The organism is Streptomyces sp. NPDC002181, assembly GCF_042890485.1.
Classification (GTDB): Bacteria; Actinomycetota; Actinomycetes; order Streptomycetales; family Streptomycetaceae; genus Streptomyces.
Genome location: NZ_JBIASC010000025.1, coordinates 13,256 through 29,499 on the forward strand (window position 1 = coordinate 13,256; position 16,244 = coordinate 29,499).

The following is a 16,244-nucleotide window of genomic DNA, read 5'->3' on the forward strand; positions in this document are numbered from 1 at the left end:
CGGGGCCTTCCGCATCTGCCGCGCCTGCTCCTTCGTCCGCCGCGGTCTACCCGGCCGAGGCGTCACCGACAGCTCTCTCGCCATCAAGACGTCGCATGACTCATCGAAACAGCAACCGAAGAAGCTCACAGCGGCTCGTAGAGATAGACGTCGGCATCACCCGGGGAACATCTCCGCCTCGATCGATAGGAGGTCCTCCGAGGTCAGATTTGGAGCCACCCAATCCAGAGATCGAGCATGGGCAATAAAGTCTTCTGGAAGTGAGATGTTATATCGACGTACATAGTATGCAAGGTCGGCAGGCCACATCCATTCACCATCCGTCACAATGGCAAGTAGACCCGCATCCAGCCTTTCTTCACTTAGCACATCGGACACCCTCTGAGCGGTCGCTGCCAGCAGAGCCCCTCCCTCCAAATATTCAGCAATTGAGTCCCGGATCCGGAGATCCCCTTTCTCTACACACTCCAACAAGGAAGGACCTTGATTATCGCCATGAGGGAATTCCTTAAAGAATCCCAGGTTCCTGGTAGTCATTACGTCAACTTTCGATCCATATGAAGATTTCACCTCGGGGGCGAGGTGCGCGACATCCGTCACCGCAACCCCGCCCCGAACTCTTGCGCGCTCAGACTATCTTCCCCCACCCGGCGTGAAGAGTGTCCACATGTCAGATGATCTGCTTATTTGGGATCGGGATGGACCAACCCACAGATTACCCGAAGGGAACGCCCAGAGTGTGTGATGTGGAGCTAGGACACTAACCCCCATTTTGTTTGCCAAATCCTGAGCAAAGGAGCCGTCGGGTGAGCCACTAGAGCAGGCGCACAAGCGAATGTCTCCACCTGGATAGCTGGGGTCACGTGACAGCCTGTTCGCAAGCCACCGGTGGTCGTAATGCGAAGATCCAGACGGTGTAGGAGTCACCGAGTTAGGCGTTCCATGAATTACCACATCATGAAAACCTTCGAGCGGCTCCGCGTTTGCATGATTAATAGCGAATTGATCGTCCGCTTCCATGTAGTTGGTTCGCCCGTCGCAATTGTGGACGAGGACCGGCGTGGCGCCTGCGACCACATAGTACGTGTGGAGGTCGGCGACGGTGAGGTTGTGGACCGTTGCACGCTGAGACGTATAGCGCTTGATGGCTGATATCTCAACGTCGCTGCCAGCGCTGGTCCGGAGCCACTGGCCAGGCTGGAGGTCTGTGGCGTCGACCCACTTTGCAAGGCTGACTACCCAGAAGGGGTGGTTGTCGGTTGCAGTGATGACGTCGCTGGCGGAGCCGCTTTCGCCATCCGTCGTCACCGTGATCTCGACCAGGTTCTTCGATCCTTCGCCGAGGATTGTAGCTGTTACGTCCTTGGCGACGGTTTCACCAGCCTCAGGGTCAGTAGCGACTACTCTTTCGCCCGTTTCGAGGTCCTCGATTGGCTTCGTCGAGCCGTCCGCCATCAAGACGAGAGTTCCGGAGGCAAAGCTATTGCACGGCGCCACTTGTCCAGCAGGCACGGCCTCGGTCTTGGGCTCCGCCGCCCGGATTTTGGAACCGATCTTGGATGCGGCGGCGCCGACTCCCTTGCCAACGGCTTTGGCCACGGCGGCGACTGCAAAACCAGCACCCTCGCCTGCCACGGTTGCCGCCGCGCCCCAGACGGCAGCATTGGCCTCGGTCTTGAGGATGCCCATGGTGCTGTGGTCAGCATTCGGAGTCATGTAGTTGGCCACTGCGGCGCCAGCGGCTGCCGCGATGGCTCCGCAGCCGGCCGCTACTGCGAACCCGACGCCGCCTGTCGCCACCCCCGCCGCAAGCGCGGTTGCTCCACAGGCGAGCCCGGCACCGAGCTCAACGGTGGTGGAGACGATCACGACCTTGTTCTCATGCCAGAACTTCTTGGCCTGGCCGACCCTTTTGTCCCAGTTGCATTTGGACAAGACCCCACACTTGCTGCTGCTCTTGCTGGGGCCGGAATTCCCCTTCGGTCCGTCACCTTTCGGCCCGTCACCGTTTGGACCGGACTTCTTGTCTAGCCACTGGCCGTTGGTTCCACCGCCACCACCGCAATACCCAACGTCGCCGCAGCTTTCGAGCCCGGTCGGGTCCGACTCTGAGATCGGGTTGCCGTTAGCGTAGGTGTAGCCGTTCATCTGCACCGGATTGGTGATGTCGATGATCGGGTCGACGGAGATGAAGCGGCCTGTGGTGGATTCGAACTCGCGGGCTCCGATGTGGGTCAGGGCCGTGTTGGTGTCGTCGATGCCCGTGCCGAGGAAGGTGCGGCTGCCGGGCCAGTTGCCGGGCTCGGTTCCGCGGGGGTTGCCGTACGGGTCGGACTTGCGGCGGGTGACCGCCTGGCCGACCGCCATATCCACGGAGGTGGTGGCGGTGTTGTGGTGGTCGGCGAGCAGGGTCGACAGGATGTGGCCGGTGGTCTTGCCGCCCGTGCGGCGGACCGTCGTAGGGCCGCTCGGGCTGCTGTAATAACGGGCCGCGTCCAGGGCCTGGCCGGCCTTGCCGACGGTGATCTCGGCTTCGCCGAGATAGAGGGTGCGGGAAGTACCGTTCTCCTCGATCAGCCGGTTCCCGTCAGCGTCATAGACGTACTTGGTCGCGGTGTCGGGGAAGCTCCACTGCTGGTTCGGCGCATTGGTTGCGCAGGACCAGAGAATAAGGTCGGTGCCGTCGGCGTCGTTGCCGCCCGCAACATCGAGGCACTGGCCCGTCTTCGTGCTGGTCAGGGTCTTGTTAGTGCCGGAGGTGAACTTCTGGTACTCGTTCGCGCTGTCGCATGCCCGCATGACCGCCTGGCCGTTATCGGCGGTCAGGCACTTGCCCATGGCTCGTACGGTGCCTTCGGTCAGGCGCCACTGCTGGGCCTTGCTCTCCTTGCAGGGCATCAGCTGGACAGGGGTGCCGTCCGCGGGGTTGCCGTTCTCGACGTCGAGGCACTTGCCGGACAGGCCGGTCACGGCCACGGCGCCGATGCCCGGGCTGCTCGCGGAGGTGAGTTTGTTGCGTCGGTCCCAGGTCAGGGTCTGGGTGTCACCGCCGATGCTCCGAGTCTCGGCGTTGCCGGACGTGTCGTAGGTGTAGGTGGAGAGCGAGTTGACTGTGGATCCGGGCTTGCGGGTGGTCTTTTCGACCTTGGTCAGGGCGTGCGGCTGGGGCTTTTCGTACTTGTAGGTGGTCTCGTCATCGTTGGCCTTGTCGGTCAGGTCGTGGTCGATGAGCTTGGTGCGATTACCGATCGAGTCGAACCCGTACTCCTGCCAGAAGCCGTCACCGTCGGGCCCAGGGGCGACATCGGTGAGGGACGGGGCGGCGCATGTCTTTCCGGTCCAGGCGTTGGTCAGCTGGCCCATCGGGTTGTACGCGTAGCACTCGCGGTCGGTGGTGCCATCGCCCCGTGTATCCGCAACGGTGCTGATGTTGCCCGCGACGTCGTACTTGTAGGACACGTCACTGATGCGGTTGGGGCCGCCCGTCTCCCGGTCGCTGGTCGACTGTGTGAGCTGGCCCGTGCTCGGGTTGTAGCGGTTGGTCGTCCACACGCGGTTCGGGGCGCTGCCGGAGGTCGTGCGCAGGATCTGCCCGAAGGGGCTGTAGACGGTCTCGGCGGCGTACCAGTTCAGGCCCGACAGGCTCTGGGGCATGCCGTCGCGGTCGTAGCGGGTGATCAGCTTCTCGGCCGCCAGGCCGCCGGGGGTGGCGGGGAGGGTCGTCGACTGAACCTTGCCCGTGAGTGTGTACGTGGTGCTGTACGCGTAGCTGCCGGCGAAGCCCTTGGTGATGTCCTTGGTCGTGCCCGTGGCTGCGGAGGTGTCCGGGATGGTGATGCGTGAACCGGTTGGCCGGTACTCGGCGTCGTAGCCGGTCACTTCGGACTTGAACTGGACGCCGTCGATGTTGCGGACGGATGCGACCGGCTTGCCCTTGGCTCCCGTCAGGGTGTCGAAGGTCCAGGAGGCGACGAGGGGCCCGGTGGCAGCGTCGTCGTGGAGTTCGGTCGCGCGGCCGAGTGCGTCGTAGGTGGTGTACTGGGCGCGGCCGCTGGAGTCCTTGGCCCAGATCTGCTGGTCGAGTTTGTCGAAGCCGAAGGTCGACGCTCCGGTATCGGGGTCGGTGGTGGAGATGGTGCGGCCGCGGGCGTCGTAGCCGTAGGTCCACTGGTTGCCGACCGCGTCCTTGACCGAGGTCAGCTTATTCCGGTTGTCGTAGGCGTATTCGGTTTTGTTCCAGGTGGTGCTGCCGATGTCGGTGGACGTGGCGTACTCGATGGCCTTGGTGCGACCGAGGGCATCAGTCCAGGTCCGTGCGGTGCGGCTGCCCGAGAGGGGAGCCTTCCCGGCTGCGTCCATGGCGGAGCGGGTGAGGGTCCAGTCGCCCCCGTACTGTGTGGTCGAGGAGTACTGGGCAACGCCCAAGTGGAGCGTCGTGGCGCGGACGGCTCGACCGCGGCCGTCATACGCGGTCTGCGTGGAGTTGGGGACGCCGGAATCCGACTCCGGCACGAAGATCTTCTCGTCCGGAGCGCCATCGGCGTGGTAGCCGTTGTTGGTCCGGCGGACCGTGCCGTTGGCGTTGTAGAGGGTGTCTGTGATCAGGCGGCCTCCGCCGAGTGCCTGGCCCTGGGTCTGGCGCGGGCGGAGCAGGCCGTCGTAGATCGTGTTCGTCTTGGTGTAGGTGCCGTCGTCCTGCAGCGTGCCGCTGGTGACGATCGGGGGCTGGTTCTCCTTGATCTGGTAGTCGAAGGTGAAGGCGGCCTTGTCGGTGCCCGGCTTCTGCGACGGTGTGTATACGGCGGTGGAACGGCCCAGTGCGTCGTATTCGGTCGTGACCTTGCGGCCGTTGGCGTCCGTGGTCTCCAGGGGCGTGCCGCGACCGGGGTCGGTCTTGGTCGTGGTGGTGTGGCCGAGCGCGTTGGTGCTGGTCACGGAGAACGCCGGGCCGGTGGCTGGGGTGTAGGCGGTGGTGACCGGGTTGCCGGCGGCGTCGAGCACCTTGATGGAGCGGCCGAGGTCGTCGTAGTCGGTGCGGGCGGTGGTGCTCCAGCTGGTGCCGGCCGCGTCGTTGGTCTCGACCTGCCGGATGAGCCCCTTGGTGGGGGCGGTGCCGAAGGCGTCGAGCGCGTCGTAGGAGGTGCGGGAGGCGGAGACCAGAGCGCCGGTGTCCTTGTGGGCGCAGTCGCCGGCGGTGGTCTTGAGGTCGCTGGGCAGGCCGATCAGGTTGTTGGCGGGGTTGTGGACGTAGTAGGTGGCCGTGCAGGTTTGGCCGACGAGCTTCCCGTCCGGCTCCACGGCCTCGGTCTGGGCCGTGTCGACGAGGCCGTACGCGTCCTCGTGGTGATAGAGAGTGCGATTCGTCCGGGTGGCGCCGCCGCTGATCGTTTCTATCGTGTCCGTGCGCGCGGTGCCGGAGCGGTACGCCTCCAGATCGGTGGTGCCGGTCCGCTTGTGCGTCGCGGTGTTCTGGCTCCAGGGCTCGGTCAGGACACGCGAGGCGATGCTGCCGCCGGCCTTCTCGTAGGTGATGGTCTCGTAGGCCTGGCCCTGGTACTGGCGCAGGTCCTTGCCGAAGTCCCTGTCCTTCGAGTCCTTGACCGTGATCTCGGGGCGGCCGGCGTCGCCGGACATGCCTCGGAAGTAGCGGGTCAGGCTCTGCGACTGCTCGATCGCCTCCGGGCCGCCCGTACCGGGCTGCTCACCCCGGGTGGTCGCCACCTCGGCATAGCCGCGCCACTGGTTGTAGGTGCGCAGCTCGGGCCTGGTGAACTCGTCGTCTTCCTTGGCCCAGGCCGCGTCGCCCTTGTACTCGTAGCTGGTGGTGACATCGGGCTGGCGGCCGACGCGGTCCTTCTCAATGACCTTGTCGACGACGTACTTGTTGAACCACTCCAGCGGAGGCTTGTCCACGTCCGGGTCTGCTGACCAGTGTGCGGGGAAGCAGCGCGTGGTGTTCTTGTCCGGGGCGGGGTGGTCTCGGCCGGCAGGGCAGGGAGGCGAGTAGTCGACGTATGTCTCGCCGCCGGTCTCGGTGCGGATGGTCTCCACCCGCAGCCGGTCGAAGCCGGGTGTCTTGTCGTCGGGGCTCGTGGCGACCCGGTTGGGCATGTCCACGGCATTGGCGATGAAGGAGACGGGCGGAAGGGGGGCACTGGGGGTGCCGTTCGCGCTGTATCCGGTGCGGGTGATGGAGTCCAGCCACAGCGGAGGGTGCGTGTCGGTGCGCTGTTTGGGGAGCGACTGGTTCAGCAGCCATTGGTCGACTTTGGACAGGGCGGTGGAGCCCGAGGTCCGCTGCGCGTAGGTGGTGACGCCGGTGAGCCGCTTGCGGGACCAGAAGGTGGGCGAGCCGACGTAGCACTTGGCGGCGTCGATCTTGCAGTTCAGCGTGGTGGGTGTGTCCCACCAGTTCTGCTGCTTGCTGAAGTCCTTCGACTCGAACTGATCATCCTTGCAGGTGATGCCCTTTGCTTCTTCGACGATGCAGCGCTCGTCCACATCGAAGTCGACACGGCCGGACGGGGTACCCGAGAGATTGTCGGTACGCAGACCGTAGAGGATGCGGACCGGGTAGCCTCCTCGGACGTAGGAGACCTTGGCGGCGTCCTTCTCCTCGTATGCCTGGTTTCGGGCGTAGCGGTTGGTTTCCTTCGCCCAGTCGATGATCATGGCGTTGCCGTGGACGTCCTCGACGTAGTCCAGGTTCCAGCGCCACGCCTGCTGGCAGGAAGAGTCCGCGAAGGCGGTTTTGTGGCAGGGCTCCCCGGTGTGGTTGCCGAAGACCGGGACGGTGAACACGGATTTCGTGACGGTGGGGGCCGGGCTGCCTTCACCGTGGGCGCCGACGTTCTGCCGACCGAAGTGGTAGCGAGTGCCGTCCGGGCTGGTGACGACCCAGTACTCGCCGTTCAGGGCGCCGTTGTCGCCGCCGGTCTTGTGTTCCACCTTGGAGCCGTCGTCCGAGGCGGGGATCCACTGCCCTGTCTTGTCGTCGTGGACGAGCTCGGTCGTCGATCCGCCGAGCGACATGACCATGTTGTCGCCGGCCCAGCAGAGGTCGCCCTTCTTCTTGTCGGCGGCGCTGCTGTTGTTCGCTCCGGTCGGATTCGCCTTGACGTCCTCGGCGCACGACCGGTACCTGCGCTCGACGAAGCCGGGGTTGTAGTCCCAGCCGTCACCGATCCAGGAGGCCTGGCCGTTGGTCACGGACGTCTTGCCGTCCACTGCCTGCGAGGAGTACGAGAACGCGATCTTCGGTGCCGGTCCGGCGGGAGGCGCGGGGATGTTGAGGGGGTAGGTCCATGAGAACCCGCCACCGCTTCCGCCCGCGGTCCACGAACCGGTCGGGGCCAGAGGAGTAGCCGCGTACGTGCCGCCGGCGCCTCCGCCACCGTCGCTGGTTGCCAGAACCTTGGGCTCGCCGACGCCGCTGCTGAGCGCCATGGTGCGCAGGCCCTGCGTGGCGGTGACGGTCGGGTCGACAGTGGCTCGGACGGTCTGGGTCACCGGGTCGTTGCTGGTCGGAACGTCCGTGGGGGTGACTTCGCAGCCTGACGGCATAGGGACGTCGAGGATGCACACCGGGTACATCTTGAGCTTCAGCCGGGAGGCCCACTCGGTGCCGTAGAGGTCTTTGAACTTGGTGTAGTCCAGCACCAGGTCGGCGGGCGCCGATCCCTCGGCGGGCGGTGTCACCTTGATCAGTGCGCCGTTGAGGCCGAGGGTCTGGGCGGCATCGTTCCTGGTCTCGACCGTCCAGGTTCCGGAGGGCGTGGCCGCAGGAGGGCTGCTCGGCTGGGTCTGTACCTTGTCGAGGCTGATCGGCAGGTTGCCGGCCTGTACGGGCTTGTCCGCGATGGCGGGCGTCAGCGGGACCGGAACGGGAGCATCGCTTTTCGGCAGTGTCTGCTTCGACGGTTCGAACTGCTGCGGTGGCGGCGCGGCCACGCCGTCCCAGCCTTCGAGTTTGGCCGCCGCGACCTTGTCCAGCTTGGCCTTGAGATCCGGTTGCAGGTCTGGCAGCTGGACGCCGCTGCGGTTGCCGGGTGGTGCCGCCCATGCCTGGGTGGGCAGCAGGGAAGCGACGAGAAGCACGGACAGTGCGATGCCTGTCCGCCCGGCAAGGCGCGCGCGTGTGGCGCGCGCCTTTCTATTTCCGGGCAGGCGGAAATTGTGCGCCGAGAACGGCGACATGTGGACCCCCCCACGAGGTGCCGCCGCGGCGATGTCACACGGGCGGCACGAAACTGACAATGAGCCAGCTGATTCTGCGGCTGTTGGAGACGAAAATCCATGGTTCCCGGAACCTGTGTGGGCTTTATCACCTGACGCACCCCATATCGCGGGATATCCGGTGCAAACCGGCTCTAAATGACAATCCAGGGGTCTGGTTCTGGCGTGACGATGTCGGAGGGATAGTTCATGCTCGGCTCGCGCATCCTGTGCGTGAAAGGCGGGCGGGGAGCTCGCCGTTCATCTTTCGGGCGAGCAGCCCACAATGACGCGTGAGTGCCGAAGGTCGCGGAAATCCGCGCCCTGAGGGGGGAGAAGTACAGCCATGTCTGTCAGCGAATCAGTGGACCCGAGTCCACCAAAAGCCGCTGAAAGTAATCCAGTTGTTGTGCCGCCGCGCCCTTGGTTCCGGCGGCGCCGGAGCCTGGGCGGCCTGGCCGCACTGCTCGCGGTAGCGGTCGCGGTCCCGGTCGGCGTACACCTCGGGGCGGGAGGACCCAAGGCGCGGGCGAGCCGCGACGATGCGAACATCGCCGCACCGGAGGCCAGGCGGCTGGCCGAGGAGAGCGGCAAGGAGGTCGAGGTAACGGCCGAGCGCAGCGCGAACACCACCACCTGGGCCCAGCCGGGGGGCTCGTTCCGGAAGAAGGTGTACTCTGCCGCCATCCGGGCGAAGGTGGACGGACAGTGGAAGCCCATCGACACCCGCCTGGAGCGGGTGGAAGGCGGCTTCGCGGCGAGAGCGGTCAACAGCCGAACCGTCTTCAGCGCCGGCACAAAGCGTGCTTCGCGCGGGGCGCGGGCGTCGCTGACCCAGGCGTCGTTGACACAGGACACGCCCGGTACGGCCTGGACCGATCTCGTGCGGATGAATACGGACGGCCACGACCTCGTGGTGAGCTGGCCCGGAGCCCTGCCCGAGCCGGTCATCGACGGACCCCGGGCGCTGTACGAGAACGTGCGCCCCGGGATCGACCTGCTGCTGACGGCTCAGGACGGTGGCTACAGCCATGTGCTGGTGATCAAGGACAAGCAGGCTGCGGCCGACCCGCTGCTGGGTGAGCTGAAGTACCGGCTGGCCTCGCCCGACCTGGCGTTTCAGCTGGATGCCGAGTCCGGCGCGGTCAGCGCCCGCAATGACACGGGCGAGGAGATCGCGGGCTCCCCATCCGCGTTGATGTGGGACTCCTCCGGCAAGGTCGCCACCACCGACAACGAGCCTGCCTGGAAGTCGACCGAGGCCGCCAAGCAGCACCCCACCCTGGGCTTGGCGGGCCTTGCGGGCGCAGAGGGCGCCCACGTGAAGGTCGCCAAGGCCGCATTGGCCGAGAATGTTCTTTCTTTGACGCCGGACAGCTCGCTCCTCAATGCCCCGGGAACCGTGTACCCGGTTTTCGTGGACCCGTCCTTCAAGGGACACAAACACGCCTGGACCCTGCTCTACAAGACGGAACCAAACTCCAGCTTCTACAACGGGCAGAACTACAACGCGAGCGGCACCAACGAAGCCCGCGTGGGATATGAGTCCACCACAGGCGGAACATCCCGCTCCATATTCAATTTCGACTTCGGCAGCGAGCTCCACGGTGCGGCCATCAAGTCGGCCGCCGTCTACGCACTGCAAACGTACTCGTGGTCCTGCGACCGCAAGGCGATGGACATTTACTCGACCCCGTACATCACCTCGTCGAGTACATGGAACAACACCAACACCGGGGGCTACTGGAACCGGTGGGTGGCCAGCGAGACGGCGGGCTACGGCTACAACAGCTCCTGCCCGGACAACTGGATCGCGCCCGACATCAAGGGACTGGTCACCGACGCCGCGAACAGCGGCTGGCAGGCCCTGTCACTGGGCTTCGCCGCACCGAGCGAGTCGGACTCGTACTACTGGAAGAAGTTCATCGCCAACGGCGAGACCGCCCCGTACATCGACATCGTCTACAACCACCCGCCCGACACTCCGATCGCCGCGAACATGCAGACCTTCCCCGGCGGCCCGTGCCTGACCAGCGGGGTCGGGACGATCATCGGCAAGACCAATGTGACCTTCCAGGTCAAGGCCAACGACCGCGATGGGCTGGAGACCCTCAAGAAGGTGCAGATCGAGGTCTGGGACGCCGCCACCGGAAAGCAGGTCTACAACGACTGGCTGACGCCCAACAGCGACGGCGTCGTCACCCATGAAGTGCCCCTCGCGAGCTTCAGCCTCGGCCCGAAGTACTACTGGCTCTCCCGCACTCTCGACACCGACGATGTCGGCTCCGCCGGCAGCGGCCCCCAGGACTCCGGGGGTGGCGGCTGGTGCACGCTCACCGTCGACCAGGTCATCCCGCCGGCCCCTGCTGTCAGCTCCGCGGCCTTCCCGCCGCCCGGTCCCGACGCCTCCACATGGAGTGTCGAGCCCGCAGGGACGAAGGACCAGGTGGTCGAGGTACGGGGCAGCGGCGCCAAGGCCGAGGACATCCGCGAGTACCAGTGGAGCCTGAACCGGCCCCTGTGGGACAAGAAGGCGACACCGACCAGCGGTGACCTGGCCACGCTCATGCTTCAGGTCGACACCACCGGCCCCAACGTCCTCTACGTCCGGACCGTGAGCAAGGCGGGGAACATCTCCCCGCAGACCGAATACCCCTTCTACGTCAGGCCCAGGCCGGGTCAGGACGGGCCCGGCGATGTCAGCGGTGACCGGCACCCCGACATCCTCGCCATCGACAAGGACGGCAACCTGCGCACCTACGGTGGCGACGAGAGGGGTGACACCGACGTCTACCTCCCCGGTGCCGTCGACAACGGGAAGCCGGCCCCCGCGGGCTACTGGAAGGACTCGGCGACCGGCAAGTCGGCTCTCATCGCCCACTCCACCGACTGGTACCCGGGCGACGGCATCACCGACCTCGTGGCCCGGATGCCGGACGGCAAGCTGTACGTTTACCCCGGCGCCGGCACCGGCCAGTTCGACATCAGCCGCCGCATGGAGATCCTCCTCCCCGCGAGCGCACCCGACCCCGCGACGTTCCGCCAGATCGTCGCCACCGAGGACGTGACCGGAGACGGCCTTCCGGACTTCTTCGCCCTCGATGCGGCCGGCGGCTTCTGGGCCTTCTCCGGCTACACGGGATCGAGCTTCGTCTCGTACAAGAAGATGGCCGCCAACTGGGCGCCGCGCGACATCGTCGGCGTACGCGACGTCAACGGCGACAAGATCCCCGACCTGCTCTTCCGCGACGACGCCAACCACGACCGCGGACTCGTCCTGCGCAAGGGCAAGGCCGGGACGAACGGCGGCGTGGACCTCGCCTCACTCGAATCCGCAGCCAAGTCCGAAGGCGGCGCGGACAGCACGTACGCCACGACCGGCTGGAGCCGGGCGGAGGTTCCCATGCTCCTCGGATCACCCGACACCAACGGAGACGGCATCCCGGACGTCTGGTCCGTGGACACCCTCGGGAACCAGTGGCTCTTCTGGGGCACAGCGGCCACGCTCGGCCCCGCGGCCGGCCGTGACGAAGACGGATGGAACAGCTTCCTCGCCATCGGCTAGTCCGACAAGGCTGATCGGCGCGCCCTACGGAACTCGGCGCCCGGCCGAGAAGAACTCTCGGCCGGGCGCCTTTCCCCCTTCTCCGCGCACGCATCGTCACGCACAGTTCGCGCCGCCTGTGCGTTTGATCGCGCAGCACAGATTGCTGCTGGCCCGAGCACGGCATGTGCGGCTTCATCTTCATCTAGCTGGGATGCACCTATTTTCATGGACATGTCATCAATCGATATCAATTCGCAGGCCTACGCCACTGGGCAGTGGTTGGGAGTGCTCTTCGCGACCGCGGTCGCCCTCGTTGTCATCTGGTTCTCGACCCGGAGCTGGCGCCGTGGCCCCGTTGCGACCAGTGAGAGTGACGCCGAGCGAGCCGGCGCGGAGACTGTACGCAGAAGAAACGTCCTGCGGGGCGTGCTGCTAGCCGTTGCCGCCATAGGGCTGCTGCGGGCATTCACCCTCCCCGAGGGGGAGCCGTCCGCTGCCGAAGCGGCTCCCGTCACGCAGGGCTCCACAGCCCAGGCTCCCTCCGATGCGACGCAGCCCCAGGTGCACCAGCGCGTCATCGATCCCGCTGCGCAGGTCGGCGCCTATCGGATGCTCACCCCCGCGGAAGCTGCCGAATTCGCGCAGCTCATGCCCGGGGAGGCCCCCTCGGGCAAGCGCTGGTTCTACGACGGCCCCGGCGAGGGGCCGGTCGGCGCTGTGCTTCAGATCAACGCCGTCGAGTGGAACCCACGGCTGGCTGAGGAAAAGCGCTCGGACACCATGTCGCAGGAATTCCGCAATTTCTTCGCCGGCGCACGGGCGACCGAGGTCACCGGCTTCGACGCGGGCTCCTGGGGAGGAAAATTGAGCTGTGGCTTCCTACCGTCCTCCGGACACCAGATCGTCTGCGCATGGACCGACTCCGCCACCTTCGGCACCGTCGTTCTCGCAGACGAGAAGAGTCTCGCCGATGCCGCCGGGATCGCCCTGCACTTCCGCACCGCCTCCGAAAAGCGGACCTGACACCCCGTCAAGGAACGTTCGCTGCCCGATGCTGCGGATGGGCCCGGGCCAGCGGAAGCGGTTGATCGAGATCATCCGCAGCCTGGCTGACCGGATCAAAGAGGCGAAGCACAACGGCTGGCTCGGCGAAACGGAAGGACTCCAGGTCAGCCTCCTGGCCGCAGGCGAGGAGTGGCCGCCCCGGACCGGGCCGCTACACACAGTTCAACCCGCATCGCTGATCTCGGGATCCATCCTGCAGATCAGGAACCGAGAGGAGCCCTCGTGATCAAGACGCACCGGCCTCTCATGCTCAACTGGTAAGCACCGGTGGGATCCCGTCGGCGAACGCGTCGAGGATATGAGGCCAGGCAGCCTTGCCAAGGAGTGCGTCAGCTTCAGGCGTGCCTCCGTACTGGAAGCGCGGGGACGCTGATGCGGGGCTCTCGCCAGGAAGGCGTGGCCGGTGTCCGGCATCGTCGCGCGCGATCAGGCGCACGGCGGCTCTAGCCGAGCGCCGGCGCTGCGCGAGTTGTTCGGCGAAGGGCAGCGACGGCCACATTGCGTCATTGCCGCCTGCAATCAGCAGCAGATCGGCTCTGGCGGCCTCCACGGGGATCTCTGCTGGTGGAAGGAGGTGAGCAAAGGTCCGTTCGCTGAGTTCGTACCAGCTTCGGATGGCGACGGGCCCGCTGTCCGGCTCCGGGGAAGTCCACGAGTCGTCCATCGGAACGAAAGGCAGTGGACGCCCCTGCCACGTCCAGGACGAGCGATACGGGTGATGCGATCCGTCACGGCCTGGACCGACGTTGCACCAGACCCGCGAGGTGGGCGACAACGCGACGACTACGTCCACGCGCGGGTCGTGCACCGTGGTGAGCAAGGCTGCTTCAGCTCCTGGCCTGGGACCACGTCATGGCCACCGCCCAGCAGCGCGTCGGGCGCGAGTGGGACCGGATTACCGCTGTCGCCGAAGCGCTCCTCGCCGCACCTGACTTCACCCTCACCGGCGCCCTGGCCGCGCGGATCGCCGGCATCACCGCCTGATCCGAGCGCCGCCCCACCGACGACTGGAGGAACAGCCCGTGCTCATCCCCCGACCGCGCCGCCGGATCGGCCGGCCCCGCCCCCGCTACCCGCAGCGCCCCGACCGCCTGCCCACCGCCTGGAGCAGGTGATGTCGCACCCGCGGAAGAAGCGCCGCCGCGAGGTGAACCGGGTGTCCCGCTGGGGCGCGCCGCTGCCAGCTGGAGTTCGCGCGGGTTCCCGAGGCACACCGTGGTCGTGTCAGCGCAAGTCTGCAGGTGAGCACCTTGCACCGGGTGAATGGGCGGCGTCCGAGGTTCTCGCACTCACGGGGAGATTCCGCGAACGGATCCAGGAATCTGCCCGTGAGCACGGGATTTCAGAAGTCGCGGTCAGGCGACCCCCGCTCACTCTGGCGATGCAGGTCCAACCCCGCTGCTGAGAGCTCGTCCCCGTCGGCGCTTGCCGCTACGCCCAGCCGCCGCAGCGCTTGATGCCTGTCTGGGTGCCTGCGCAGTGCCGTCGCCGAGGCCTTGCTTGGGAGCCCGAGCCCCAGCCCTTCGGTCAGATCCCCAGGGCCAGGAGGCCTTGGGCCAGGCTGCTGAGCGTGGCCGCGATGCGGGGATGCGATGCCTCATACCTGAAAGCAGCGCTGCGGACGTCGTCCGCCACCTTCGCCAAAGCGTCCTTGTCGTGCGCTCCGCTGTCCGCATGATCGGCCACTGTGCGGGCCAGGGTGCGCAGGACCTCCTTGTCACCAGCCGGTATGGACGCTTCCGCCACATGGCGGTCGAGGTCCGTCAAATGCGCGTGCAGGAAATGCATCAAGTACTCCTTCGTTCGGATCCGAGGGTCCATCTTGTCCCACACAGCGAATCAGAACCCGCGCGGTACCCCTGCCCAGAACCACCCCACGCCCAGCCGGTTCCCACCCGGACCACCATCCAGCTCTCCCGAACCCGCTGGTTTCCGAGTACGACCGCAGCACGGTGCCCGATGGGCTCGTCGCCCGCAGGCAGATACGGGACAAGACACGACCTTCATCGCGGCCGCCACTTCAAACCTCAACGCCTCCACGCCGCCGACAAGGCCTACGACGTTCCCCACCTGCGTAAATGGTGACGCGGCAAGCGGATCGGGGTCCGTATTGCACGCGAGGGTGTCGAGTCATCGGAACGGATCGGCCAGCGGCGGTGGGTGATCGAGCGGACCATGTCCTGGCTCACCCGCTATCGCCGACTCAACCACCGCTACGAACGCCACCCCGGCAACCACCTGGCATCCCTCGGCCTGGCAGCCGCATCTGCTGCGACAAGCGACTCGTCCGCCTGACCACATAGGACACGGTCCAAACCGCCCGGTACTTAACTCGTCGTAGCCGACGGGGGAAGCACGCGTGGTGTGCCGTCGGCTCGGTCCGGGGCAGGGGCGTCGTTCTGCATGGCGGTCGTCGTGCGCTCACCATCGCTGTCGTCACTGACATCGCCTGCTCAGGGGGCGCTGCCATCCGGTGCAGGGCGAGCCGGGGGGTGGGGCTGCTTCCCGCCTGACCATGGCCGCGCCGAGTCGATCATGCCGCCCCACCGGCACAGCACCCCGGCCCACTGTCACACACCAGCTCGTTGGGTGCTCCTGACAGAGCGTGAACGGCGGGACCGGAGCGGACACGAGCGGACACGAGCGGACACGAGCGGACACGAGCGGACCGTAGTCGTTCGCATGTGCTCTGGAAAGTGGACAGCGTCCCGTCGGAGTCTCGGTCACGCCGGACGACGCACCGTAGTGGCGGTCGATCGCAGGGCCGGGCGAGCCCGCCGGGTACGAAGAAGCGCGGATCTGTGCTTCAGGTGAAGCTGAGACGTTGGAGAAGGAAGACCATGGCAACGATCACACCGGGCGGTGTGCGGGCCCACGCGAAGCCCAAGAGAGCACCCGAGCGCACCGACGGGCACGGGCAGACGCCCATGTCGCATCGGCAGATCATGAAGGCGCTCTCGGGTCTGCTGGTGGGCCTGTTCGCCGCGCTCCTTTCCTCGACGATCGTGGCCAACGCGCTGCCGGCGGTCATCAAGGACCTCGGCGGCGGCCAGTCCGCATTCACGTGGGTCGTCACGGCGGCGCTGCTGTCGCTGACCGCGTCGGTGCCGATCTGGGGCAAGCTCTCCGATCTGGTGAGCAAGAAGGTGCTGGTTCAGGCCTCTCTGGTCGTCTACATCATCGGCTCGGTCATCGCGGGTCTGGCGCAGAGCCCGGCGATGTTGATCAGTGCCCGTGTCGTGCAGGGCGTGGGAGCGGGCGGTTTGACCGCTCTGGTCCAGGTGATCACGGCCGCGATGATCTCCCCGCGTGAGCGGGGCCGCTACTCCGGCTACACCGGCGCCACCGTCGCCGTCGCCACCGCCGCCGGCCCGCTCCTGGGAGGCGTCATCACCGACACCGACTGGCTCGGCTGGCG

The 16,244-nt window shown here is 66.4% G+C and carries 8 protein-coding genes and 1 pseudogene; 6 read left to right on the forward strand and 3 right to left on the reverse strand.

Annotated features, from left to right (window positions below; translation table 11 throughout):
- Nucleotides 1–633: 633 nt before the first annotated feature.
- Nucleotides 634–8,196: a ricin-type beta-trefoil lectin domain protein gene (locus ACFYXV_RS33910; protein WP_389385039.1), complete on the reverse strand. Its 7,563-nt coding sequence runs from the start codon at nt 8,194–8,196 to the stop codon at nt 634–636.
- A 427-nt stretch (nt 8,197–8,623) separates the two neighbouring features.
- Between ACFYXV_RS33910 and ACFYXV_RS33915 the strand changes: the two genes are divergently transcribed.
- The 3 genes from ACFYXV_RS33915 to ACFYXV_RS33925 all read left to right on the forward strand — a co-directional run bounded on the left by ACFYXV_RS33915 (nt 8,624) and on the right by ACFYXV_RS33925 (nt 13,052).
- Entirely contained in the window at nt 8,624–11,779 is a 3,156-nt protein-coding gene (locus ACFYXV_RS33915) for a DNRLRE domain-containing protein (RefSeq protein ID WP_389385040.1), read from the forward strand.
- Between the two features lie 213 nt (nt 11,780–11,992).
- Nucleotides 11,993–12,784: a hypothetical protein gene (locus ACFYXV_RS33920; protein WP_389385041.1), complete on the forward strand. Its 792-nt coding sequence runs from the start codon at nt 11,993–11,995 to the stop codon at nt 12,782–12,784.
- Between the two features lie 28 nt (nt 12,785–12,812).
- Nucleotides 12,813–13,052 carry a hypothetical protein gene (locus ACFYXV_RS33925; RefSeq protein WP_389385042.1) on the forward strand — a complete coding sequence of 80 codons (240 nt, stop codon included), beginning with the start codon at nt 12,813–12,815 and terminating at the stop codon, nt 13,050–13,052.
- Between the two features lie 24 nt (nt 13,053–13,076).
- Here the strand turns inward: ACFYXV_RS33925 and ACFYXV_RS33930 are convergent, their stop codons facing one another.
- The gene (locus ACFYXV_RS33930) at nt 13,077–13,646 is read right to left on the reverse strand and encodes an acyl-CoA thioester hydrolase/BAAT C-terminal domain-containing protein (protein ID WP_389385043.1); all 570 of its coding nucleotides are present in this window, start codon (nt 13,644–13,646) and stop codon (nt 13,077–13,079) included.
- A gap of 32 nt (nt 13,647–13,678) precedes the next feature.
- Between ACFYXV_RS33930 and ACFYXV_RS33935 the strand changes: the two genes are divergently transcribed.
- Entirely contained in the window at nt 13,679–13,810 is a 132-nt protein-coding gene (locus ACFYXV_RS33935) for a hypothetical protein (protein WP_389385044.1), read from the forward strand.
- 543 nt (nt 13,811–14,353) lie between these two features.
- On the opposite strand, the gene ACFYXV_RS33940 is transcribed toward ACFYXV_RS33935, so the two are convergent.
- Nucleotides 14,354–14,614 (reverse strand): DUF4404 family protein, encoded by a 261-nt coding sequence (locus ACFYXV_RS33940; RefSeq protein ID WP_389385045.1) that lies wholly within the window; start codon nt 14,612–14,614, stop codon nt 14,354–14,356.
- A gap of 201 nt (nt 14,615–14,815) precedes the next feature.
- Here ACFYXV_RS33940 and ACFYXV_RS33945 point away from each other — a divergent pair.
- Nucleotides 14,816–15,129 (forward strand): annotated as a pseudogene (locus ACFYXV_RS33945) (transposase); the annotation flags it as partial.
- A 537-nt stretch (nt 15,130–15,666) separates the two neighbouring features.
- On the forward strand, nt 15,667–16,244 hold a 578-nt coding region (locus ACFYXV_RS33950; protein ID WP_389385046.1), incomplete at its 3' end, for an MFS transporter.

Excerpts from the sequence above, each read along its gene's own strand:
- ACFYXV_RS33910 (WP_389385039.1), bottom strand. The coding sequence starts at position 8,196 with ATGTCGCCGTTCTCGGCGCACAATTTCCGCCTGCCCGGAAATAGAAAG.
- ACFYXV_RS33920 (WP_389385041.1), top strand. The coding sequence starts at position 11,993 with ATGTCATCAATCGATATCAATTCGCAGGCCTACGCCACTGGGCAGTGG.
- ACFYXV_RS33925 (WP_389385042.1), top strand. The coding sequence starts at position 12,813 with ATGCTGCGGATGGGCCCGGGCCAGCGGAAGCGGTTGATCGAGATCATC.
- ACFYXV_RS33935 (WP_389385044.1), top strand. The coding sequence starts at position 13,679 with ATGGCCACCGCCCAGCAGCGCGTCGGGCGCGAGTGGGACCGGATTACC.
- ACFYXV_RS33940 (WP_389385045.1), bottom strand. The coding sequence starts at position 14,614 with ATGCATTTCCTGCACGCGCATTTGACGGACCTCGACCGCCATGTGGCG.